The 6,935-nt window shown below is 40.6% G+C and carries 4 protein-coding genes and 3 tRNA genes; 5 read left to right on the forward strand and 2 right to left on the reverse strand.

Going from position 1 to position 6,935, the window contains the following annotated elements:
• The first annotated feature begins 4 nt into the window (after positions 1-4).
• From uvrC to AN395_RS18525, 5 genes are all read left to right on the forward strand, one after another.
• Positions 5-1,828: an excinuclease ABC subunit UvrC gene (uvrC, locus tag AN395_RS18505; RefSeq protein WP_054983893.1), complete on the forward strand. Its 1,824-nt coding sequence runs from the start codon at positions 5-7 to the stop codon at positions 1,826-1,828.
• 42 nt (positions 1,829-1,870) lie between these two features.
• The gene (gene pgsA / locus AN395_RS18510) at positions 1,871-2,416 is read left to right on the forward strand and encodes a CDP-diacylglycerol--glycerol-3-phosphate 3-phosphatidyltransferase (protein ID WP_024033647.1); all 546 of its coding nucleotides are present in this window, start codon (positions 1,871-1,873) and stop codon (positions 2,414-2,416) included.
• Between the two features lie 197 nt (positions 2,417-2,613).
• A tRNA-Gly gene (locus tag AN395_RS18515) sits at positions 2,614-2,689 on the forward strand.
• A gap of 27 nt (positions 2,690-2,716) precedes the next feature.
• Positions 2,717-2,790, forward strand: a tRNA-Cys gene (locus AN395_RS18520).
• A 36-nt stretch (positions 2,791-2,826) separates the two neighbouring features.
• Positions 2,827-2,913, forward strand: a tRNA-Leu gene (locus AN395_RS18525).
• A 522-nt stretch (positions 2,914-3,435) separates the two neighbouring features.
• On the opposite strand, the gene AN395_RS18530 is transcribed toward AN395_RS18525, so the two are convergent.
• Both AN395_RS18530 and AN395_RS18535 read right to left on the reverse strand, forming a co-directional pair.
• On the reverse strand, positions 3,436-5,031 hold the full coding sequence (locus tag AN395_RS18530) for a BCCT family transporter (RefSeq protein WP_054983894.1): 1,596 nt from the start codon (positions 5,029-5,031) through the stop codon (positions 3,436-3,438).
• 183 nt (positions 5,032-5,214) lie between these two features.
• Positions 5,215-6,630, reverse strand: a complete 1,416-nt coding sequence (locus AN395_RS18535) for a sodium:alanine symporter family protein (protein WP_024033645.1) — start codon at positions 6,628-6,630, stop codon at positions 5,215-5,217.
• Between the last annotated feature and the right edge of the window lie 305 nt (positions 6,631-6,935).

A 6,935-nucleotide genomic window follows, 5' to 3' on the forward strand; every position in this document is an offset into this window, starting at 1 on the left:
ATTTATGTCTGAATTCGATCACGCCCAATTTTTAAAAACGCTATCAAGTGAACCGGGTGTATACCGTATGCTTGATAGTGAACAACAAGTTATTTATGTCGGTAAAGCTAAAAACTTAAAAAAACGAGTAAGTAGCTACTTTAGATCTAATTTAACCGACAGTAAAACCCGTGTGTTAGTGAGTAATATTTGCGATATTGAAGTTACGCTCACAAACACCGAAACCGAAGCCCTGCTGCTTGAAAACAACCTTATAAAAAAATATCAGCCGCGTTATAACATTTTATTACGTGATGATAAGTCATACCCCTATATATTACTTACCAGTCATAAACATCCGCGTTTAGCCTTTCATAGAGGCAGTCGCAAGGTAAAAGGCGAGTATTTTGGGCCTTTCCCAAGTGCTGGCGCAGTGTCGGAAAGTTTGCGTTTAATGCAAAAAATATTTCCTGTACGTCAGTGCGAAGATGCCTATTACCGTGCCAGAAGCCGCCCGTGTTTACAGTATCAGCTAAAGCGCTGCTCAGCACCGTGTGTTAATAAAGTGACAGAGCAAGAGTACGGCGAACAAGTTGATTATGTACGTAAGTTTTTAACAGGTAAGTCGCACGAAGTAATAGCCGATTTAATAAAAAAAATGGAAGCGGCGAGTAAAGACCTTAACTTTGAGCTCGCAGCTAAAGTGCGTGACCAAATTATGCTACTGCGCAAAATGCAGGAGCAGCAGTCTATTTCAGGTAATTTTGCTGAAATGGATGTGGTAGGTTTTGCGCACTTAAATGGATTAAACGGGATTCATTTATTAATGATCCGCGATCATAAAGTGCTAGGCAGTAAAACCTATTTTCCAAAAGTGCCTAAAGATTCGGGGCAAGAGGAAATACTCACTTCGTTTTTAGGGCAATATTATTTAGCGCCTGGTGCGACAGGGCGCATAGCAAAAGAGATTATTTTACCGTTCGAGATTGTAGAAAGTAGCGCATTGAGTGAAGCGCTTACGCAAATTAGTGAGCGTAAAGTATCGCTTAAAGTGGTTACCCGCGGGGAGCGAGCACAATATCTTCAGCTTGCTAATAAAAACGCATTAAACAGCATTACCGTTAAACAAAGTACGCAAGACTCTATAAACAAACGTTATGCACAATTAAAAGCGACCCTAGGCTTAGATGATATAAACAGAATGGAATGTTTTGATATCAGCCATACCATGGGGGAGAACACAGTAGCCAGTTGTGTAGTATTTGATTCGCAAGGGCCAAATAACAAAGAGTACAGGCGCTACAACGTAACGGGTATAACCGGCGGTGATGATTACGCGGCAATGGAGTTTGCACTGAACAAACGCTACAACAAAGTGGTAGATGAAGACAAAATTCCTGACGTTATATTCATTGACGGTGGTAAAGGGCAACTAGGCCGTGCAGAGCAGTATTTTGCTACGTGGCCACATGCTAAAATGCCGCTGTTAGTAGGTGTAGCAAAAGGCACAAGCAGAAAGCCAGGCCTTGAAACCTTATTAATTGATGGCGGGCGAAAAACGATTCCTATGGATTCGGATGCGCTAGCACTTCATTTAATCCAGCATATTCGCGATGAGTCGCACCGATTTGCCATTGCAGGACACCGTAATAAGCGCCAAAAACAGCGCACGCAATCATTATTAGAAGAGATCAACGGAGTAGGTTCTAAGCGCCGCCAAACATTATTAAAATATTTAGGGGGCATGCAAGGGGTAAAAGCTGCTAATATAGAACAGTTAAAGAAAGTTCCTGGGATCAGTCCTGACATGGCTGAGAAGATATTTAACCATTTGCATGACAAGGGCTAGCCCTTCATGCGAATATAGAAAAAAAGACATATCCAAGTAGTTATGTGGAATATTCCAAACACACTCACAACCTTTAGACTTTTTCTTATCCCCATATTTTTGGTGATATTTTACTTGCCTTATAGCTGGGCGTTTTTTGCTGCCGCTTTTATTTTTTGGCTTGCATCAATCACCGATATACTTGATGGCTATTTAGCACGAAAGCTAGAGCAATCTACGCCTTTTGGTGCGTTTTTAGACCCTGTAGCCGATAAGGTTATGGTGTGTGCTGCACTTGTTGCGCTCTCTGATCATTATCAGTCTATGTATATGACGATCCCGGCCCTTATTATTATTAGCCGTGAAATAGTGATATCTGCATTACGCGAGTGGATGGCAGAACAAGGCAAACGTGGAAACGTTGCAGTATCAAATATGGGCAAAATAAAAACCGCGGCGCAAATGCTGGCGATTATTGGCCTAATTTGGCAATACGATACGTGGATGATCTATTTAAGTTTTGCTTTATTGTATATAGCCACCTATTTAACACTGAGCTCTATGGTGCAATATTTAATGGCTGCATGGAGTGAATTGACCAAAAATTGATTGTAAACGTCTAATAACGCACCGTTTTAGATAAAAAATAATCAAACAGTTCAAAAGTGGCATTTTTTGTGTTGACGCGTTTAATAATCTCTGTAGAATGCGTCCGTGTTGAGAGGGCATAGCCCCTAAGATAAAGAAAACCAAAGTTACTTAGTTAGCAGCGTAAACATCGCAAGATGTTGAATAACGCAGATAATGCGGCACTAGCTCAGTTGGTAGAGCGCGACCTTGCCAAGGTCGAGGTCACGAGTTCGAGCCTCGTGTGCCGCTCCAAGTTTTCATTAGGTTGTCCAACGGTTTGGCGGAATGGCAGAGTGGCCATGCAGCGGATTGCAAATCCGTCCACCTCGGTTCGACTCCGGGTTCCGCCTCCATTCAACACTCCACATGCTTTAAATAGCAAACTCGATGCCCGAGTGGTGGAATTGGTAGACACAAGGGATTTAAAATCCCTCGACTAACAAGTCGTGCCGGTTCAAGTCCGGCCTCGGGCACCACTTTTACTAAAGTCCTTTTAGTAAATTAAATACTCCCTATTTTCAAATAAATACTCAATTTTTATATAACAATTACTTTGTTTATGTTTTTGCCTATTCCTTAAAAATTAATAGCACTTGGCTTAATTAAGTGACTAATTTGAGGTAGACAATCGTGCTTAAAGCAGAGCATACGCATTGTTACACGTTAGCGTTAGTTGATTAAACCTACATTACTTTTCCCATATCCCTTTGCTGCTGCCGTCTAAATCCAATTCAGTTCATTAAAGCAATTTACATACATGCGCGACTACCTGATGATATAAACTTGATAGCTAAAGGTGCAACTAATAGCACTTGGTTGTTATGCGCTGATATGTGCGCTCTATTTATTTAAAACAACGTGTTTTAGAGGTGTATTGCCAAAGCTAAACAGTTTGATAATTAAATACGTTCGTTAATGTATTAGCTGAAGTGTAGGTAGGGGAGGAAATAAAGTGCAAAGCAAAGCGACACAAAGCCGCTTTGCTAAAGTACATAATGCTATAACTTTGTTTGTGCTTTATAAATGGGGTATTCGCTCATTAAACCTTGAATAAGCGCCACGCACATTAAAATAAGCACAATTGAGAAAGGTAACGCAGTGGTTACTACTCCAGATTGCAGAGCCTGCAAGGCTTGAGAGCCTCCTACCCATAGTAATACGGCGGCTATTGCCCCTTCAATCGATGCCCAAAATATACGTTGTGGTACCGGCGCATCAATTTTTCCGCCAGCGGTTATGCCATCTATTACAAGTGAGCCAGAATCAGAAGAGGTAATAAAAAATACTAAAACAAGCACAATTGAGATCACACTAATAAGGCCACTAAGCGGAAGCTGCTCATAAACCTGAAATAGCGTTACAGAGATATTGGTTAACCCGTTTTGCCCAAGTGGGCCTACTTTATCAATAATTTGTGAAATCGCTAAATTACCAAATACCCCCATCCACACTAAGCTTAATAGTGTTGGCAGGCCAATGACGACTAATAAAAATTCTCGCACGGTACGGCCTCTAGAAACACGGGCAATAAACATTCCTACAAACGGCGACCACGATATCCACCATGCCCAGTAAAATACTGTCCAGGCATGCATCCAGTCTTCATCTTCACGGCCAAACGGATTACTAAGCGGAACCATATGTTCTACATATGCACCAAAGGTAAACCATATTGCTGTAATTGAGTCACTAAAAGTAAGCGATATTATGGCAACGAGTAAAATAAATGCACATATAAGATTGATGTTACTAAGTACTTTCACACCCCCTTCAATGCCTTTAATAACAGAAACAATAGCAATACAGGTAACGAGCGCTATAACTGTAATTTGAAAAGCGGTACCGTAGTCTGTGCCCATTAAATAATTAATACCACTTGTTGCTTGCTGTGCCCCTAAACCAAGAGACGTTGCTAAACCAAAAAGCGTAGAGAGTACAGCAAGTATATCAATAACATGACCCAGCCAACCCCAAGCACGATCGCCAAATAAGGGATAAAACACGGAGCGTATAGATAACGGAAGGCCTTTATTGTAAGCAAAAAACGCTAAGCTAAGTGCAACAATGCCATAAATTGCCCAACCATGTAAGCCCCAGTGATACATGGTGGCGCCCATGGCTAAAGAGTGAGCTTCTGGGGTATTTGGCTCTGCGTTCATTGGCATTAAGTACCAATCAGTATAATAGGCAGCGGGCTCTGCAACACCCCAAAACAGTAAACCTATCCCCATTCCAGCGGCAAATAACATTGCCAGCCATGAGAGATAACCATGTTCAGGTTTTGCATCAACACCCCCTAAGCGAATTTTACCAAGAGGGGAGAGCGCAAGTGCAAAGCAAAATAATACGAAACCATTAGCAATCAACATGAAGTAGCTATCAAATTTATTGATAATGGCATCTTTAGTTGAGGTAAGTGCTTCCCTGACCACTTCAGGGTCAAGCAATAAGGTAAGGGCAACAAATAGTATGACTAAAAATGCGCTTATTCCAAACACTGGGTTATGAACATCAAACCCCCATTTTTGTACGTTATCTTGACCTACCTGATAATCGGTAGTGTCAATACTGTATTTGTTCAATTGGTCATCCATCATGACTCCTTTATATTATAGATAACAAACTTCAATTTTATAGTACGTAAGTAAATCAAAAAGCGCCTATTACTGATATTTAATTATGGTATATATCTCTGAAATACATTAATAAATTTTTATATAGTTTGAAAGGCAAAAAAAAGCGAGCTAATGCTCGCTTAATAATTTTTTAATTTAGCGTTACTTCCACGCGTTTGGATCAACCTCTTTGGCAAGCTTAGGGTGCTTGTCTTTGTCAAACGTAGGTAATACACCTTGCTTGTTTTGCGCGTTGTAATCTTTTGATAACCACACAACAACGCCTGAAAGCATAAACAGTGCAACTACGTTTACAATAGCCATAAGGCCCATAGAAATGTCAGCAAGTGTCCAAATAATACCTAGTTCACCAATGGCACCAAACATAACCATACCTAATACAAGTAATCTAAATATAAACATTCCTTTAGTAGAGTTGTGCTCTAAAAACATTAGGTTTGTTTCGGCATATGAGTAATTCGCGACAATAGAGGTAAATGCAAAAAACAAAATGGCAATGGCAATAAAGTAAGTACCCCAGTCACCTACGTGCTCTTGTAGTGCAGCTTGCGTTAACTCTATTCCTAGTACACCCGATTCAGGCACAAGTTGATTAGACAGTAAGATTAATGAGGCAGTGGCTGTACAGATCACAATAGTATCTATAAATACACCTAGCATTTGCACATACCCTTGCGAGGCTGGGTGCGGTGGATAAGGTGTTGCCGTTGCTGCGGCATTGGCTGCGCTACCCATACCGGCTTCGTTCGAAAACAAACCGCGCTTAATACCTTGGATCATAGCTTGCGTTACACCATAGCCAATTGCACCGGCGCCTGCTTGCTCTAAACCAAAAGCACTTTTTATTATAAGTACAATAACATCAGGCAGGGCAGTAAAGTTAATCGCACATACATATATAGCAACTAGCAAATAGGCAAGCGCCATAAATGGAACAACCATTTCGGCAAAACGTGATATTGTTTTTAATCCACCAAAAATAATGATGCCAGAGCCAATTACAAGTGCAATGCCTACTATATACTTAGGTACATCAAACGCTACTTCAAATGCGGCAGCAATAGAGTTTGACTGTACAGCATTAAATACCAGGCCAAAGGCTAAAATTAAGCATAATGAAAACAACACACCCATCCAGCGTTTGCCTAAACCTCGTTCCATATAATAAGCAGGGCCGCCTCTAAAGTTGCCATCAGCGTCTTTAGTTTTGTAAGCTTGTGCTAAGGTACTTTCTGCAAAGCTAGTTGCCATACCTATTAAAGCAATCAGCCACATCCAAAATATAGCGCCAGGGCCACCTAAATAAAGTGCCACGGCAACACCGGCCATATTACCTGTTCCAACACGCGCCGCTAAAGAAGTACAAAAAGCCTGAAAAGAAGAAATCTCATCTCCACCACATTTACGTGAGCCAAACATAACTTTAAACATATGGGGGAATTGTACAAATTGAATAAAGCCTAACCGAATGGTAAAAAAGACACCTGCTGCTATTAATAAGTAGACGAGAACTTGGCCCCAAAGTAAGGCACTTATACTATTTATTATATCTGTCATGAATACTACCTAAGTACATGAGTTGAAAAAGTGCTGGCAACTTACCATAACAAATCAAAAGAGTTTAGTTTTAAAAGCAAAAAAGCAGTCTTATCCACAGGCTTTTGTGGGTAACATGTGTTTTTAATGTGAGGTGCTTATGGGTATAAATTAAATACAATTTTATTTAATAAAACGCTTGCGTATAAAACGTTTCTCCCTATAATGCGACCCCACTGAGACGGCAGAGCAGGCAACGCTTAGCGAGGCAAGCAAACCACTTAGTGAGTCGAGTAAAACTTAGTTTTAAAAACTTTCAAGTTTAA

The organism is Pseudoalteromonas sp. P1-30 (assembly GCF_001400005.1).
Lineage (GTDB): Bacteria > Pseudomonadota > Gammaproteobacteria > Enterobacterales > Alteromonadaceae > Pseudoalteromonas > Pseudoalteromonas atlantica.

Bases quoted from the DNA above. Each gene is read 5' to 3' on its own strand.
- uvrC (WP_054983893.1), top strand. From the start codon at position 5: ATGTCTGAATTCGATCACGCCCAATTTTTAAAAACGCTATCAAGTGAA.
- pgsA (WP_024033647.1), top strand. From the start codon at position 1,871: ATGTGGAATATTCCAAACACACTCACAACCTTTAGACTTTTTCTTATC.
- AN395_RS18530 (WP_054983894.1), bottom strand. From the start codon at position 5,031: ATGGATGACCAATTGAACAAATACAGTATTGACACTACCGATTATCAG.
- AN395_RS18535 (WP_024033645.1), bottom strand. From the start codon at position 6,630: ATGACAGATATAATAAATAGTATAAGTGCCTTACTTTGGGGCCAAGTT.